The following is a 14,600-nucleotide window of genomic DNA, read 5'->3' as shown; positions in this document are numbered from 1 at the left end:
CCATGATGCGCTGGCTCTCCTGGCTGGCCGGTGGTGCCCTGCTGCTCTACCCGCTGGCGGTCTACTGGGGGCTGACCCACGCCGGTCAGACCCCGCTGCTGCTCGGTCTGCTGCTCATCTTCTCGCTGCGACTCTTGCCCGGCCTGCTCAAGGGGCGGGTCCGGCTCGGCCCCTTGCCGGAGTGGCTCTGGCTGGGCCGCCTGCTGGCCTGCATCGGCTTGGGGCTGACCCTGCTGTCAGCCCTGTTCAGCGCCCGGCACTGGCTGCTCTACTACCCGCTGGCGGTGAGCCTGGCGCTGCTCTGCCTGTTCGGCTGGAGCCTGACCCGTCCCATGAGCCTGGTGGAGCGGCTGGCCCGCCTGCAGGATCCCGCTTTGCCGCCGGCAGCCATCGGCTACACCCGGCGGGTGACCCAGGTCTGGTGCGGCTTCTTCGTCATCAACGGCGCACTGGCGGCCTTCACCATCTGGCACGGGGATCTGGCGCTCTGGAGCCTCTACAACGGCCTCATCAGCTACGCCCTGATGGGCGGCCTGATGGGCGCTGAATATCTGGTGCGCCGCCGCCTGCTCAAGAGGCTGGCCCCATGACCCTGCTGCAAACTATCTGGCAGCGGGATGGCGAGCGCGTGGTGGCGTTCGGCCCGGATGGCGAGGTCACCCTGGCCGAGCTGCGCCGCGGCAGCCTGCAGCTGGCGCGGGCAATGGCCCGTCTGGCCGGCCCGGATCGGCCCGGCATGCGCTGGGCGCTCTGTTTCGATGACAGCCTGCTGTTTGCCCAGGCGCTGCTCGCCTGCGCCCTCGGCGGGCACAGGGCCATCCTGCCGGGTCATCAGCGACTGGCCGGTCTGCAGGCGCTGCAGAGCCAGTTCGACGGCCTGCTCACCGACGGCGAGCTGCCGGGGACGGCGCTCACGGCGGCGCAGCTCAGGCTGCCGCTGCTGGCGGTGGATGACGAACCGGAGGCAGACGGCAAGGCTCTGTCGCCCGAGCGCCTCAGTCTCACCCTGTTCAGCTCCGGCTCCACCGGCGAGCCCAAGGCAATCCCCAAGGCCTGGCCCCAGCTGGAGGCGGAATTGCGGGTGCAGATGGCGCTGTGGGGCGAGCGGCTGGCGGGCACCCGAGTGCTGGCCAGCGTCAGCCACCAGCACATCTACGGCCTGCTGTTTCGCATTCTGTTGCCGCTTGGCCTCGGCCGCCCCTTTGATCGCCGCAGCATCGACTACCCGGAGCAGCTGGCGCTGCAAACGGCCCCCTGGTGCCTGATCGCCTCGCCAGCATTTCTGAGCCGGCTCGATCCGGCCATTGCTGCCGCCGGCTGCCGGCTGATCGTCTCCTCCGGCGGTCCCCTGCAACCGGGCGATGCCCAGCAGGCCAGACAGCTGTTCGGTCAGCTGCCGGTGGAGATCTTCGGCAGCAGCGAGACCGGCGGCATCGGCTGGCGTCAGTGCCACCAGGTACAGACCCCCTGGACGACGCTGCCCGGGGTCGAGGTGCGAGTCGGCCTGGAGCAGGGTCTGCTGCTGCGCTCCCCCTTCCTGCCAACGGCGGAGTGGCTGGCCTGCGCCGATCGCATCGCCTTGCACGAGGGCGGTTTCGAGCTGCTGGGCCGCCAGGATCGGGTGGTCAAGCTGGAGGAGAAGCGCATCTCCCTCGACGAGGTGGAGGCGCGCCTGCAGGGGCTGGCGGAGGTGGAGGCAGCCGCCGTGCTGCCGTTGCAGCAGGGCCAGCGCCAGATCCTCGGCGCCGTGCTGGTGCTGAGCGAATTGGGCGCCGCCCGCTGGGCCGAGCTCGGTCCCGGGCGTTTCCTGCTGGCCCTGCGCCAGCAGCTGCGTCCCTGGCTCGAGCCGGTCGCCCTGCCGCGCAGCGTGCGCCGGGTCGAGCAGATGCCCGTCAACGCCCAGGGCAAGCGCCCCTGGTCACAACTCAAGGAGCTGTTCGATGAGCCTCTCGGTTGACACTCTGCCAGCGCACACCTTGCCCACCGTGCTGGCCTGCGAGACGCTGGCCGACGGGGTGCGCCTGCAACTGCGGCTCGATCCCGATTTGCCCTGGTTTGCAGGCCATTTTCCCGGTGCGCCCCTGCTGCCCGGGGTGACCCAGCTCCACTGGGTGATGTACTATGCCGCCAGCCTGCTCAAGCTGGCGCAGCCGTTTCACGGGGTGGATCAGCTCAAGTTCCAGCGCCCCCTGCGCCCTGGGGCCGAGTGCAGCCTGCGCCTGCAGTGGCAGGCGGACAAGGGGCAGCTTCTCTTCAGCTATCTGCTCGACGATGAGCCGGCGAGCAGCGGACGGGTGCGGTTGCTCCCATGACGCCCTGCATTCTCATCCCCTGTTACAACCACGCCGGCCCGCTGGCCGCCGTGCTGGCACGGCTGGCCGAATACGGGCTGCCCTGCCTGCTGGTCGACGATGGCAGCGAGTCGGTCGCCGCCGCCGAGCTGGCTGCGCTGGCCGCGCGTTACCCCTGGGTCACCCTGCTGCGCCACCCCCACAACCAGGGCAAGGGCGGCGCCGTGATGACGGGGCTGCGCCGCGCCCATGCACTCGGCTTCAGCCACGCCCTGCAGGTGGATGCCGATGGCCAGCACGATCTGGCGGACATTCCGGCCCTGCTGGCCGAGGCGGACAAGCACCCGGCGGCGCTTGTCTCCGGCCGCCCGCTCTACGATGATTCCGTGCCCAAGGGGCGCCTCTACGGCCGCTACATCACCCATGTCTGGGTCTGGATCGAGACGCTGTCGTTCGCCATCAAGGACAGCATGTGCGGCTTTCGGGTCTATCCGCTGGCGGCCACCTGCGCGCTGCTCGAACGGGTGGCGATCGGCCGGCGGATGGATTTTGACACCGAGGTGATGGTGCACCTCTACTGGGCCGGGGTGGCGGTGCGCTTCGTGCCGACCCGGGTCATCTATCCCGCCGATGGCAGCTCCCACTTCCAGCTCTGGCGCGACAACCGCGACATTTCCTGGATGCATACCCGGCTGGTGTGCCGCCTGCTGTGGGATCAGCTGCTGCGCCTCTGTCGCTGGCCCCGCCGCCTCGGCGCCCGGGCGGCGCAGCTGTGGCGCGAGCGGCGCACCCACTGGTCGCGCACCCCGGAGCGGGGATCGCTGCTCGGCATGCAGATCATGCTGACCAGCTATCGCCTGCTGGGGCGGCGCGGCTTCTCCCTGCTGCTCTATCCGGTCATCGGCTACTTCTGGCTGACCGGCCGTGCCCAGCGCCAGGCATCCCAAGCCTATCTGACCCGCCTCGAGTCCTTCGCCGATGGGAGCGGTGTGGCGTTGCCCCCTGAGCCGCGATCGAGCTTTCGCCACTTCCTGCGCTTTGGCGAGGCGGCACTCGACAAGCTGGCCGGCTGGCGCGGCGACATCACCGAGCAGCAGGTGGAGCTGGTGGGGGCGGAGCACTACCAGGCGGCCATCAACAGCGGTCAGGGCGTGCTGCTGCTGGGCTCCCACCTCGGCGATCTGGAGCTGTGCCGCGCCCTTGGCAGCCGCAAGCAGGGGCTGCGCATCAACGCGCTGGTGTTCACCCGCCATGCGGCCCGCTTCAACGCCCTGCTCAAACAGATCAACCCGGATTCGCACCTTAATCTCATCCAGGTGCAGGAGCTGGGGGCCGATACCGCCATCCTGTTCAAGGAGAAGCTGGAGCGGGGGGAGTGGGTGGTGATCGTCGGCGATCGCACCTCGGTGACCCGGGAGAAGCGGGTGATCTGGGCCGACTTTCTCGGCGCGCCGGCGCCCTTTCCACTCGGCCCCTTCGTGCTCAGCAGCGTGCTGGGCTGCCCGGTCTACCTGATGTTCGGCCTCAAGGAGCAGGGCCGCTTTCGGGTGCATTTCGAACCCTTTGCCGACGGCCAACCCCTGCCACGGCAAGGGCGCCAACAGATTCTTGCGTCCCGGGTGCAGGCCTATGCCGATCGCCTGCAGCATCACTGCCTGCAGGCCCCGCTGGACTGGTTCAACTTTTTTGATTTCTGGCAGCTGACCGATGAACAAGAGTGAGATGAGAAGGGTCACCTTCGGCGCGAAGCCGCTGACCATAGAGGACGTGGTGGCGCTGGCCGAAGGGCGCGCCACCCCCGCACTGAATCCGGATCCCGCCTTCATGGCCCGCATCCAGCGGGGCGCCGACTTTCTCGACCGGCTGCTGGCCGAAGAGGGGGTCATCTATGGGGTGACCACCGGCTACGGCGACTCGGTGACCCGGCCGGTGCCGACCGAGCTGGTGCCTGAGCTGCCGCTGCACCTGACCCGCTTCCATGGCTGCGGGCTGGGGGCGGATCTCGAGCTCGATGCCGCCCGCGCCGTGCTGGCGACCCGGCTCTGCTCGTTGGCGCAGGGGGTCTCCGGGGTCAGCCCGGCCTTGCTCGAGCGGCTCTGCTGGCTGCTGGAGCAGGATCTGGTGCCGCGCATTCCCGAAGAGGGGTCGGTGGGCGCCAGCGGCGATCTCACCCCGCTCTCCTACGTCGCCGCCGTGCTGGTGGGGGAGCGCGAGCTTCATCATGATGGTGTGCTGCGCCCCGCCGCCGAGGTCTATCGGGAGCTGGGGGTCGCCCCCCTGACCCTGCGGCCGAAAGAGGGGTTGGCGCTGATGAACGGCACCTCGGTGATGACGGCGCTGGCCTGTCTTGCCTATGCCCGCACCGACTACCTGATGCGGCTGGCGACCCGGATCACCGCCCTGGTGAGCGTCGCCATGGGGGGCAACGCCTTCCACTTCGACGAGCGGCTGTTTGCCGCCAAGCCGCACCCTGGCATGCAAGGCATCGCGGCCTGGCTGAGGGACGATCTGGTGGCCGGCGAGCTGCCGCGCCACAGCGACCGGCTGCAGGACAGATACTCGTTGCGCTGTGCCCCCCACGTCATCGGGGTGGTGGCCGACAGCCTGCCCTGGTGGCGCCAGCTCATCGAAAACGAGCTCAACAGCGCCAACGACAACCCGCTGATCGATGGCGAGGGGGAGCACGTGATGCACGGCGGCCACTTCTACGGCGGCCACATCGCCATGGCGATGGACAGCATGAAGGCGGCCGTCGCCAACCTGGCCGACCTGCTGGATCGCCAGCTGGCCCAGCTGGTGGACAGCAAGTTCAACGGCGGCCTGCCGAGCAACCTCTCCGGCGCGCCAGAGGAGCGGCAGATGATCAACCACGGCTTCAAGGCGGTGCAGATCGGTGTCTCGGCCTGGACAGCGGAGGCGCTCAAGCAGACCATGCCCGCCAGCGTCTTCTCCCGCTCCACCGAGTGCCACAACCAGGACAAGGTGAGCATGGGTACCATAGCGGCGCGCGATGCGCTGCGGGTGCTGACCCTGACCGAACAGGTGGCGGCCGCCTGCCTGCTGGCGGCGGTGCAGGGTGTGGAGCTGCGCCTGGCCCGGCCGACCCCCTTCACCCGCCCGCTTGGCACGGCGCTGGCCGCCATGGTCGCGCAGGTGCGGGCCGAGTTTGCCCCGCTGCTGGAAGATCGGGGGCTCGAGCCCGAACTGAGGGCGCTGATCGCCCGCATTCGCCAGCGCCACTATCCCCTTTATGGGCCGAACCGGAACTGAGACAAGGTCACTATTGATGAGACAAGCCATGCAGAATGAACCCTGGCAGATCAGTGCCGAGATCGAGGTGACCATCCCGTTCCACGACGTGGACATGATGGCGGTTGCCTGGCACGGCCACTACTTTCGCTACATCGAGCTGGCCCGCTGCGCCCTGCTCGATCTCATCGATTACAACTACCCGCAGATGGAGGCCTCCGGCTACCTCTGGCCCATCATCGACACCCGGATGAAGTACCTGGCGCCGCTGCGCTTCGGCCAGCGGGTGCGGGTACGCGCCACCCTGACCGAGTACCAGAACCGCCTGAAGATCGACTACCTGCTGAGCGACGCCGTGAGCGGCACCCGCACCAGCAAGGGTTACAGCATCCAGGTGGCGGTCAGCAAGGCGAGCGGCGAGATGTGCCTGGCCTCACCCCAGGTGCTGCTGGACAAGCTGGGGGTGAGCCAATGAGCCGGCTGACAAGGCCGCTGCTGGCCGGTCTGCTCCTGCTGCTGACATGGCCGCTGCAGGCGGCGCCCCTGAGTCGGGCCGAGGTGCAGCAACTGCTCGCCCTGAACGAAGCCAAGCAGGCCAGTTTCGAGCAGGAGAAACAGGTGGCGGGGTTGAGCCAGCCGCTCAAAGCCTCCGGCGAGCTGCTGCTGGTGCGCGATCAGGGGCTCTGGTGGCAGCAGCAGAAACCCTTCCCGCTGACCCTTGTCCTGACGCCGACGCGCATGGTGCAGCAGATGGCGGGCCAGCCCGCCACCGTCATCGACAACCCGCAGCTGCTGGAGTTCAGCCAGATGCTGCTGGCGCTGTTCGGCTCGGACGAGGCGACCCTGAGCCGCTACTTCAGCATCGATTTTCACAGCACGGAGGCGGGCTGGCAGCTGGTGCTGGTGCCGACCCTGGCACCGCTCGACAAGGTGTTTGCCAGCCTCACCCTGAGCGGGCAGGGGCAGCTGGAGCAGCTGCTCATCGCCGACAAGCAGGGTGACAGCACCCGCATCCGCTTCACGGCCTGGCGGGATCGCGCCCTGCCGCTGACCCCTGAGGAGCAGGCCCGCTTTGCTGCCCACTAGCACGATGACGCGCCAGCGCGGCGCCCCCGCCGGGACGAGGAGAGCCCCTCTTGCTGCAAGCTGAAACCACCTGGCGCTGGCTCTCCTGGCTCTGGCTGCTGCTCAGCGCGTTGGCGCTGGCGCTGCTCGGCTGGCAACTCTCCCACAGCCGCATCAACACCAGCCTGATGGACCTGCTGCCCCACGAGGAGCGCTCCGCGCTGGATCCCGCCCTGCGTGAGGGCTTGCTGCGCCAGGTCGACAGGCAGCTTGTCTGGATGCTGAGCCTGCCGGCGGGGCAGGATGGGCTGGCCGCGGCGCAGGCGTGGGCAAACAACCTGCAGTCCCTGCCCGAGCTCAGCGCGGTGCGCGCCGCCCAGCCGGAGCTGGCCTCCGCCTGGCAAGGCTTCATCTATGACTATGGCTGGCAGCACCTCGACGATGGCAGCCGGGCGCGGCTGGCCGCAGGGCCAGAGGTCTGGAGCCAGTGGGTGCTCGGCCAGATCTACAGCCCCTTTGGCGGCGTCTCCCGCACCGAGTGGCAGGCGGATCCCCTGCTGCTGACTCGGGCCGCGGTGCAGGGGCAGATGGCCAGCCCCCTGCGCCTCGACCACGGCTGGCTGATCAGCCGGGACGAGGCCGGGCGGCAGTGGTACCTGCTGCGCGCCGAGCTGGACTTGTCGGCCTTCGACCTTGCCCGCAACAGCGAGCTGCTGAGCCGGCTCAACGAGGCGGAGCAACACCTCAAGGCCGAGTTTCCGGGCGTGGAGCTGCTGCGCCGTGGCACCCTCTTCTACAGCCAGCATGCCAGCGAGCTGGCCCAGCAGGACATCTCCACCATAGGGCTCGGCTCCACGGTCGGGGTCTTGCTGCTGATGTGGCTGGCGTTTCGCTCGTTGCGGGCGCTCTGGATCTCCCTGCTGCCCATCGCCGTCGGCCTCGCCTGGGGGGTATTGGCGGTGCTGCTGTGGTTTGGCGAGGTGCACATGTTCACCCTGGTGATCAGCTCCAGCCTGGTCGGCATCATAGATTACGGGATCCACTTCCTGACCGAGCGGCGCCTGCATGGGTTGCAGGAGAGCCCTCACCAGACCCGCGCCCGTTTGCTGCCAAGCCTCTCGATGGCGCTGTTCGCCACCCTGGTCGGCTATGGCCTGCTCTGGCTTGCCCCCTTCCCCGGCTTGCAGCAGATGGCGCTGTGCGCCCTGGTGGGTCTGACGGCCTCGTTTATTACCGTGCTCTGCCTGTTCCCGCTCTGGCTCGGTGCCTTGCCCCAGCGGGAGGCGCGCATCCTGGTGCCGATGGCGCTCTGGCTCACATGGTGGCGCGAGTGGCGTCTCTTGCGCTGGGGTGTGCCCCTGCTTTGGCTGGCCCTGATCGGCGCGGGCTTGAGCCGGCTGGCCGTCGATGACGACATCGCTCGCCTGCAACCGCTGCCCGTCGAGCTGCAGGCCCAGGAGCGGCAGATCCAGCGCCTCACCGGCCAGCAGGGGGGCATGACCGGCTTCCTGGTGACGGCGGCCGATGGTGAAACGGCGCTGCAGCGGCTCGAGGCCATGGGCCGCAAACTGGCCGAAGCCAAGGCAGAGGGTCAGCTGACGGGCTTCGTGTCACTGGCCCAGTGGCTGTCCTCGCTGGCGCGGCAGCAGGCGGATCACGCCGCCCTCACGGGTCTGTTGCCCGAGGTGGTGTCGCGGCTCAACCAGGCCGGGGTGCCGGTCAAGGCCGAGCCTCGTCCCTGGCACCCTCTGACCCCGCAGCAGTGGCTGGCCAGCCCGGTCAGCGAGGGCAGCCGGCTGCTGTGGCATACCATGGCCGATGGCCGGGTGGCGCTCTGGCTGCCGGTCAATGGCGTGACCGATGCGGCCGCCGTGGCGGCCCTGGCCGAGGGGCAGGAGGGGGTGTTCTGGCAGGATCCGCGCAATCAGTGGAGCCAGCTGTTCGCCCACTACCGGGTCAAGCTGACCGAACTGCTGCTGGTGGCGATCGCCCTGGTGGGGGGGCTGCTGTGGGCCCGCTTCGGCTGGCGCAAGGGGGGGCGGATCCTGCTGATCAGCGGGTTTTCGTTGGGATCCGGGCTGGCCCTGCTGGCCGCCTGCGGCCAGCCGCTCACCCTGTTCGGGGTGCTGGCCATGAGCCTCATCTTCGGCATCGGCATCGACTACAGCCTGTTTTTTGCCTACAGCGGGGGGGATCCCCTGCGCCAGCGCTCGACCATGTTCGCCATCCTGCTGGCCAACCTGACCACCCAGCTTTCGTTCGGTTTGTTGGCGCTGAGCCACACCTCTGCCATCGCGGGCTTTGGTCTGGTGCTGAGCGGCGGTATCTTTACCGCCTTCCTGTTGTCGCCTCTGGTGCTGGATAAACAGGGATTGGACAAGCCGGCATGCACCCCGCCGGTGCAGGGCCACCGGGAGCAGGAGCAACCATGAGACCACTGTTCGCCTTTATCATTCTCTTGCTGGCTGGTTGCAGCAGCCAGCCGACCCCGACCGCCTATCTCGACAAGGGGACCGTCATGACGCTGCCGGCCCCCGTGCTGGCCGCCCCCTTCTATCGCCAGCAGCTGTTGACCGCCAGCGTGGGGGAGAGCACTCACCAGCTGATGACGGTGCTGGAGGCCGACGGCCGCCAGCTGACCCTGGTGGGGCTGACCCCGAGCGGGGTGCGGCTGTTTCTGGTGCGCTATGACCAGCAGGGGATTTCCACCCGCCAGCTCAGCCCGCTGCTCACTACAGGCATGCCGCCGGTGAGCCAGGTGCTGGCGGACGTGATGCTCTGCTACTGGCCGCTCGCCAGCTGGCAGTCGCAGTTGCCACCGGGCTGGACGCTGCGTGACGAAGGGCCGCTGCGCCGGCTGCGCGCCCCTGACGGCACTTTGGTGACCGAAATCCGCTACCGCGACGTCGACGGCGTGCGCGAGCCGGTCGGCCTGCAGCAGCACGTATTCCGCTACCGCCTGCAACTGGAGACCCTGAGCCAATGAGCTGTTATATCGCCGCCTATGGCCTCGTCTCGGCATTGGGGATGGGGCGCGATGCCAGCGCCGAGGCGCTGCTGGCCTGGCAGCAGTCGGGCGTGAGCCCGCTGGATCGCCACCGGGCGCCGCTGCTGGATGGCCGCCAGACCCCGGTGGGGCGGGTGGAGGGCGAGTTGCCGGCCATGCCGGCGGCGCTGGCCCCTTATGCCTCGCGCAACAACCAGCTGCTGCTGGCGGCGCTGGCCCAGGTGCGGCCCGCCCTCGATCAGGCGCTGGCCACCTTTGGCAGCGACCGTGTCGGCCTTGTGCTAGGCACCAGTACCGCCGGGATCGGTGAGGCCGAGCTGGCGGTGGCCGCCGCCCGGCGCGGGGAGACCGTGCCGCCCGCCTTTGACTATCGCCAGCAGGAGCTGGGCTCGCCGTCCGAATTTCTGGCCCGCCACCTCGGCCTGACCGGGCCGGCCTGGACTATCTCCACCGCCTGCTCTTCCAGCGCGCGCGCCTTCATCAGCGGCCAGCGGCTGCTGGCGGCCGGGCTGGTGGACGCCGTGCTGGTGGGCGGCGCCGACAGTTTGTGCGGGCTCACTCTCAACGGCTTCGACAGCCTGGAGTCCCTCAGCTGTGCGCGCTGCCAGCCGTTTGATGAGGCGCGCCAGGGGATCAACATCGGCGAGGGGGCGGCGTTGTTTGTGCTGAGTAACACGCCTGCGCCGCTGGCACTGCTGGGGGCGGGGGAATCGTCCGATGCCTGGCACATCTCGGCGCCCCATCCAGACGGTATCGGCGCCGAGGCGGCGATGCAGATGGCGCTGGCCCAGGCGGGCCTGACGCCGGCGCAGGTGGGCTACGTCAACCTGCACGGCACCGCTACCCGCCTCAACGACGCCATGGAGAGCCAGGCGGTGCATCGGCTGTTTGGAGCCGAGGTACCCTGTAGCTCCACCAAGCCGCTCACCGGTCATGCCCTGGGGGCGGCGGGGGCCATCGAAGCCGCGCTCGCCTGCCTGCTGCTGGAGCGCGCCCTGCCGCTACCGCCCCAGCGGGTGACGACGGCAGATCCGGCGCTGGCGCCCATCCGGCTGGTGAGCGGTGAAGTGCCGCTCGCGGCGCCCCGGGTGCTCTCCAACTCCTTTGCCTTTGGTGGCAACAATGTCAGCCTGCTGCTTGGGAGCGTTCACCATGAATGAGCCAGGTTCACTGCCCGCCATCGAGACCCTGCTGCCCCATCAGGCCCCCATGCTGCTGCTGGATCGGCTCTGCGCGGCGGATGCCCAGCAGGCGCGCTGCGAGACCCGCATCGGTGCCCGCCATGCCTTGCTGCTGGATGGCGAGGGCAACCTGCCCGGCTGGGTCGGCATCGAGCTGATGGCGCAGACCATCGCCGCCTGGGCCGGCATGCAGGGGCGTCTGCGCGGCGAGCCGGTGCGCATCGGCATGCTGCTTGGCAGTCGCAAGTATCGCTGCCTGTGCCCCGCCTTTGCGGCCGGCAGCCTGCTCACCATCGAGGCTTGCTGCCTGTTGCAAGACGGCGGCATGGCCAGTTTTGATTGCCGGATCCTGCTGGCGGGGGAGGAGTGCGCCCAGGCGCGACTCTCCACCTACCAGCCGAGCTCCGGCGAATTGTCCGATTTGTTAGCCTGAGGAAGCTTCATGATCTCTAGCGTATTGGTCACGGGCGCCAGCAAGGGGATAGGCCGCGCCATCGCCCTCAAGCTGGCGGCCGACAGTTTTTCCATCGTGGTGCACTACCACAGCGATCGGGGCGGGGCCGAAGCCACTCTGGCCAGCCTGCAAGCGGCCGGTGGGCAGGGGCGCTTGCTCCAGTTCGATATCGCCGATCGGCAGGGCTGCCGCGCGCAGCTGGAGGCCGACATGGCCGAGCACGGCGCCTATTACGGCGTGGTCTGCAACGCCGGCATCATCCGTGACGGCGCCTTTCCTGCCCTCACCGACGAGGAGTGGGACGGGGTGCTACACACCAACCTGGACGGCTTCTACAACCTGCTCAAGCCCTGCATCATGCCGATGATCGGCCTGCGCCGGGGTGGGCGCATCGTGACTATCTCCTCGGTGTCCGGGCTGATGGGCAACCGGGGCCAGGTCAACTACAGCGCCGCCAAGGCGGGCATCATGGGCGCCACCAAGGCGCTGGCGCTGGAGCTTGCCAAGCGCAAGATCACGGTCAACTGCGTGGCCCCCGGCCTCATCGACACCGGCATGGTGGACGAGGAGGTGAAGGCGGAGGCGCTGAAGCTGATCCCGCTCAAGCGGATGGGGCAGGCCGACGAGGTGGCCGGGCTGGTCTCCTACCTGATGTCCGACATCGCCGGCTATGTCACGCGTCAGGTCATCTCCATCAACGGAGGCATGGTATGAAGCGGGTCGTGGTGACCGGTATGGCCGGGGTGACCGCCTTCGGGCAGGATTGGCCGAGTGTGCGGGCCCGCCTGCAGGCGGGGCGCAACGCCGTGGTGAACATGCCGGAGTGGGCCATCTACGACGGCCTCAACACCCGGCTGGCGGCCCCCATTCCGGACTTCACGCTGCCGGCCCACTATCCGCGCAAGAAGACCCGCGCCATGGGGCGGGTGTCCCAGCTGGCTACCGTCGCCAGCGAGCTGGCGCTGGCGCAGGCAGGGCTGCTGGACAACCCGGCGCTCACCGACGGGCGCACCGGCATCGCCTACGGCTCCTCCACCGGCAGCACGGATCCCATCCGCGCCTTCGGGGTCATGCTCAACGACAAGAGCACCGCCAGCATCACGGCCACCACCTATGTGCAGATGATGCCGCACACGGCGGCGGTCAACACCGGGCTGTTCTTCGGCCTGCGCGGGCGGGTCATTCCCACCTCCAGCGCCTGCACCTCCGGCAGCCAGGGCATCGGCTACGCCTATGAGGCGATCAAGCACGGCTACCAGACCCTGATGGTGGCTGGCGGGGCGGAGGAGCTCTGCCCGTCGGAGGCCGTGGTGTTCGATACCCTGTTTGCCACCAGCCAGATGAACGACAACCCCGAACTGGCGCCGCGTCCGTTTGACCGGCAGCGGGACGGGCTGGTGATAGGCGAGGGGGCCGGCACCCTGGTGCTGGAGGAGCTGGAACATGCGCAGGCGCGCGGAGCCACCATCCTCGCCGAGCTGGTGGGCTTTGCCACCAACTGCGATGCCGCCCACGTGACCCAGCCCCAGCAGGAGACCATGCAGCTCTGCATGGAGATGGCGCTGGCCCAGGCCGGGCTCACGGCCGCCGACATCGGCTACATCAGCGCTCACGGCACCGCCACCGAGCGCGGTGACATCGCCGAGAGCCACGCCACCGCCGCCATCTTTGGCGACCGTACCCCCATCTCGTCGCTCAAGAGCTACTTCGGCCACACCCTGGGGGCTTGCGGTGCCATCGAGGCCTGGCTGGCGCTTGAGATGATGCAGGAGGGGTGGTTTGCCCCCACCATCAATCTGACCGAGCCGGACCCGGCCTGCGCCCCGCTCGATCACGTGGTGGGCAGCGGCCGCACGCTGGCGGTGGAGTACCTGATGTCCAACAACTTCGCCTTCGGCGGCATCAACACCTCCCTCATCTTCAAACGCTGGTCCTGAGGGTCGGTGCCCTGCCTGGCAGGGCACCGGTACAGGCTGGGTTTAGCCTTGATGAATTAATATGCCCCCCGTTTTTTTCGGGAGGCACCATGTCTTTGTTATCTGGTTTTTCTTTTGCCGCCGCGCGGCTGCGTATCCTGCAGGGCGTTCTGTTATCCAGCTTGTTGTGGGCGCTGGCCGCCCCCGCCATGGCCGATGATGAATTTCGGCTGGGCAAGACCATTCTGCTCGGGGTCGGCGATCATCCCGCCATCATTCCCATGCTCTCCTGCCGGCCGACCAAATCCATCATGGTCAAGGCTGGGCGGGAATTGACCCTGGAGCGGGTCAAGGTGTTTTATGGCAACGATCGCAGCAAGACCCTCTATTTCGACAAGGATCTGAAAGAGGATCAGGAGTCGGGGTGGAAATCCCTCGGCAGCCGGCTCTGCATCAAGCGGATCGAGGTGTACGGCAATTCGGAAGGGAGCAAGGCCGGGGTCAAGGTATACGGCCGCAAATAAGCAAAGGGCGGGGGCAAATCCCCGCTCAGCTTTTATTTCTTCGGACGAAACGGCTTGATGACGGTCTCGTCGCACTCGAGATAGGGGCCTTCCATCAGGTCGATGCAGTAGGGGATGGCGGGGAAGACTGCATCCAGGCACTCGCGGATCGACTTGGGTTTGCCCGGCAGGTTGACGATGAGCGAGCTGCCGCGCAAACCGGCGGTCTGGCGCGACAGGATGGCGGTCGGCACGAACTTGAGGGATTCGGCCCGCATCAGCTCGCCAAAGCCCGGCATCATGCGATCGCACACCGCCTCGGTGGCCTCCGGGGTGACGTCCCGCTTGGCCGGCCCGGTGCCGCCGGTGGTGACGATGAGACTGCACTGCTCCTGGTCCGCCAGCCGGATCAGGGTCGCTTCGATCTGCTCCTGTTCATCGGGGATCACCTGATAGACGGGCTCCCACGCCGAGGTCAAATATGCGTTCAGCGTGTCGATGATGGCCTTGCCGGACAGGTCTTCATAGATGCCTGCACTGGCGCGATCGCTGACGGTGACAATACCGATTCTTGCCTTGCTCATGGTCTGCTCTTGGTTGCCGCTATAAGTGGCAAATAAAATAACATAATCAGCAAGATATGTTAAACCAGCCGGATGGTGGCGCGAAGGCGAGCGCCAAATGGAAAACCATATTGGCAGCCTCCTTTCAATAAGACATAACATCGGCATATTGCCGTGCCAAAAATGTATAAACGAACCCGCCATCGATATTCAGGAATAATCGGTTGATCCATAACGAATAACCCGCCGGAGGTCCCGCCGCGCCGTCATCTTTTGGCGCAAGAGAGGGGGAAAGCAGGCCCGGCGGATTGAACCGCGGCGGGGTTCGGCTTATATAACTCCATATGCGATTGGTGAAAATATGAACCGAT

At 67.7% G+C, this 14,600-nt stretch carries 15 protein-coding genes; 14 read left to right on the top strand and 1 reads right to left on the bottom strand.

The window, feature by feature from the left end; genetic code table 11:
• Positions 1 to 2: 2 nt before the first annotated feature.
• The 14 genes from R2E40_RS17850 to R2E40_RS17785 all read left to right on the top strand — a co-directional run bounded on the left by R2E40_RS17850 (position 3) and on the right by R2E40_RS17785 (position 13,687).
• The gene (locus tag R2E40_RS17850) at positions 3 to 590 is read left to right on the top strand and encodes a hypothetical protein (RefSeq protein ID WP_016351791.1); all 588 of its coding nucleotides are present in this window, start codon (positions 3 to 5) and stop codon (positions 588 to 590) included.
• Complete coding sequence (locus R2E40_RS17845; protein WP_318164041.1) at positions 587 to 1,957, top strand: AMP-binding protein; 1,371 nt, start codon at positions 587 to 589, stop codon at positions 1,955 to 1,957. The genes R2E40_RS17850 and R2E40_RS17845 overlap by 4 nt, the downstream gene beginning before the upstream one ends.
• Complete coding sequence (locus R2E40_RS17840; protein ID WP_318164040.1) at positions 1,941 to 2,312, top strand: hydroxymyristoyl-ACP dehydratase; 372 nt, start codon at positions 1,941 to 1,943, stop codon at positions 2,310 to 2,312. Before R2E40_RS17845 ends, R2E40_RS17840 begins: the two co-directional genes overlap by 17 nt.
• Positions 2,309 to 4,012 (top strand): glycosyltransferase family 2 protein, encoded by a 1,704-nt coding sequence (locus tag R2E40_RS17835; protein WP_318164039.1) that lies wholly within the window; start codon positions 2,309 to 2,311, stop codon positions 4,010 to 4,012. The genes R2E40_RS17840 and R2E40_RS17835 overlap by 4 nt, the downstream gene beginning before the upstream one ends.
• Positions 3,999 to 5,561, top strand: a complete 1,563-nt coding sequence (locus R2E40_RS17830; RefSeq protein ID WP_318164038.1) for an aromatic amino acid ammonia-lyase — start codon at positions 3,999 to 4,001, stop codon at positions 5,559 to 5,561. Before R2E40_RS17835 ends, R2E40_RS17830 begins: the two co-directional genes overlap by 14 nt.
• A 28-nt stretch (positions 5,562 to 5,589) precedes the next feature.
• A complete protein-coding gene (locus R2E40_RS17825) occupies positions 5,590 to 6,015 on the top strand; it encodes an acyl-CoA thioesterase (protein WP_042007467.1) in 426 nt (141 codons plus the stop codon).
• Positions 6,012 to 6,626, top strand: a complete 615-nt coding sequence (locus R2E40_RS17820; RefSeq protein ID WP_318164037.1) for an outer membrane lipoprotein carrier protein LolA — start codon at positions 6,012 to 6,014, stop codon at positions 6,624 to 6,626. The genes R2E40_RS17825 and R2E40_RS17820 overlap by 4 nt, the downstream gene beginning before the upstream one ends.
• Before the next feature lie 50 nt (positions 6,627 to 6,676).
• Positions 6,677 to 9,037, top strand: a complete 2,361-nt coding sequence (locus R2E40_RS17815; protein ID WP_318164036.1) for an MMPL family transporter — start codon at positions 6,677 to 6,679, stop codon at positions 9,035 to 9,037.
• Complete coding sequence (locus R2E40_RS17810) at positions 9,034 to 9,591, top strand: DUF3261 domain-containing protein (RefSeq protein ID WP_318164035.1); 558 nt, start codon at positions 9,034 to 9,036, stop codon at positions 9,589 to 9,591. The genes R2E40_RS17815 and R2E40_RS17810 overlap by 4 nt, the downstream gene beginning before the upstream one ends.
• Complete coding sequence (locus R2E40_RS17805) at positions 9,588 to 10,772, top strand: beta-ketoacyl-[acyl-carrier-protein] synthase family protein (protein WP_318164034.1); 1,185 nt, start codon at positions 9,588 to 9,590, stop codon at positions 10,770 to 10,772. Before R2E40_RS17810 ends, R2E40_RS17805 begins: the two co-directional genes overlap by 4 nt.
• Positions 10,765 to 11,226, top strand: a complete 462-nt coding sequence (locus R2E40_RS17800) for a hotdog family protein (RefSeq protein ID WP_318164033.1) — start codon at positions 10,765 to 10,767, stop codon at positions 11,224 to 11,226. Before R2E40_RS17805 ends, R2E40_RS17800 begins: the two co-directional genes overlap by 8 nt.
• Positions 11,227 to 11,235: 9 nt before the next feature.
• A complete protein-coding gene (locus tag R2E40_RS17795) occupies positions 11,236 to 11,961 on the top strand; it encodes a 3-ketoacyl-ACP reductase FabG2 (protein WP_318164032.1) in 726 nt (241 codons plus the stop codon).
• A complete protein-coding gene (locus tag R2E40_RS17790) occupies positions 11,958 to 13,184 on the top strand; it encodes a beta-ketoacyl-ACP synthase (protein ID WP_045528370.1) in 1,227 nt (408 codons plus the stop codon). Before R2E40_RS17795 ends, R2E40_RS17790 begins: the two co-directional genes overlap by 4 nt.
• Before the next feature lie 164 nt (positions 13,185 to 13,348).
• A complete protein-coding gene (locus R2E40_RS17785; protein WP_412055143.1) occupies positions 13,349 to 13,687 on the top strand; it encodes a DUF2541 domain-containing protein in 339 nt (112 codons plus the stop codon).
• Positions 13,688 to 13,719: 32 nt separating this feature from the next.
• Here the strand turns inward: R2E40_RS17785 and mog are convergent, their stop codons facing one another.
• Positions 13,720 to 14,250 (bottom strand): molybdopterin adenylyltransferase, encoded by a 531-nt coding sequence (mog, locus tag R2E40_RS17780; RefSeq protein ID WP_016351777.1) that lies wholly within the window; start codon positions 14,248 to 14,250, stop codon positions 13,720 to 13,722.
• Between the last annotated feature and the right edge of the window lie 350 nt (positions 14,251 to 14,600).

Origin of the sequence: Aeromonas sp. CD (assembly GCF_033349375.1) — a bacterium.
Taxonomy (GTDB): Bacteria; Pseudomonadota; Gammaproteobacteria; order Enterobacterales; family Aeromonadaceae; genus Aeromonas; species Aeromonas hydrophila.
Note: the sequence above shows the minus strand (reverse complement) of the source record. Positions and strands in the feature narration are given on the sequence as shown.

Coding starts and splice junctions, on each gene's coding strand:
- R2E40_RS17790 (WP_045528370.1), top strand. CDS start 11,958: ATGAAGCGGGTCGTGGTGACCGGTATGGCCGGGGTGACCGCCTTCGGG.
- R2E40_RS17795 (WP_318164032.1), top strand. CDS start 11,236: ATGATCTCTAGCGTATTGGTCACGGGCGCCAGCAAGGGGATAGGCCGC.
- R2E40_RS17820 (WP_318164037.1), top strand. CDS start 6,012: ATGAGCCGGCTGACAAGGCCGCTGCTGGCCGGTCTGCTCCTGCTGCTG.
- R2E40_RS17800 (WP_318164033.1), top strand. CDS start 10,765: ATGAATGAGCCAGGTTCACTGCCCGCCATCGAGACCCTGCTGCCCCAT.
- R2E40_RS17830 (WP_318164038.1), top strand. CDS start 3,999: ATGAACAAGAGTGAGATGAGAAGGGTCACCTTCGGCGCGAAGCCGCTG.
- R2E40_RS17850 (WP_016351791.1), top strand. CDS start 3: ATGATGCGCTGGCTCTCCTGGCTGGCCGGTGGTGCCCTGCTGCTCTAC.
- mog (WP_016351777.1), bottom strand. CDS start 14,250: ATGAGCAAGGCAAGAATCGGTATTGTCACCGTCAGCGATCGCGCCAGT.
- R2E40_RS17845 (WP_318164041.1), top strand. CDS start 587: ATGACCCTGCTGCAAACTATCTGGCAGCGGGATGGCGAGCGCGTGGTG.
- R2E40_RS17835 (WP_318164039.1), top strand. CDS start 2,309: ATGACGCCCTGCATTCTCATCCCCTGTTACAACCACGCCGGCCCGCTG.
- R2E40_RS17840 (WP_318164040.1), top strand. CDS start 1,941: ATGAGCCTCTCGGTTGACACTCTGCCAGCGCACACCTTGCCCACCGTG.
- R2E40_RS17825 (WP_042007467.1), top strand. CDS start 5,590: ATGCAGAATGAACCCTGGCAGATCAGTGCCGAGATCGAGGTGACCATC.
- R2E40_RS17805 (WP_318164034.1), top strand. CDS start 9,588: ATGAGCTGTTATATCGCCGCCTATGGCCTCGTCTCGGCATTGGGGATG.
- R2E40_RS17810 (WP_318164035.1), top strand. CDS start 9,034: ATGAGACCACTGTTCGCCTTTATCATTCTCTTGCTGGCTGGTTGCAGC.